This window comes from Acinetobacter sp. COS3, from assembly GCF_000475335.1.
Taxonomy (GTDB): Bacteria; Pseudomonadota; Gammaproteobacteria; order Pseudomonadales; family Moraxellaceae; genus Acinetobacter; species Acinetobacter venetianus.
In genome coordinates this window covers 1-233 of record NZ_AXCD01000072.1, presented here as the reverse complement: position 1 = coordinate 233, position 233 = coordinate 1, and the positions used below count along the sequence as shown (strand labels likewise).

The window sequence follows — 233 nt, the reverse complement described above, 5'->3', positions numbered from 1 at the left end:
TGCCTGTGGTCACGCTGTCGACACTAATATCCGATGCTAAACTTAATTGCACACCATCTGCAGTAGTAACACTGTTGATATTACTATCACCTTTAACATTGATAGTTTCTCCCAACGCATAGTTATTTGAGGTACTACCATCACCAAAATTAATGCCTTTTTGTGCTTCTGCTAGTGCTGAATTCGCTGTAGTTTGTGCAGTCGTTACATTGTTATTCGTGGTAGTTAACTGA

General features: G+C 39.5%; 1 protein-coding gene. It reads right to left on the bottom strand.

Going from position 1 to position 233, the window contains the following annotated elements:
- A partial coding sequence (locus IO68_RS31985; protein WP_034603940.1) for a hypothetical protein occupies positions 1–233 on the bottom strand: 233 nt, incomplete at both ends.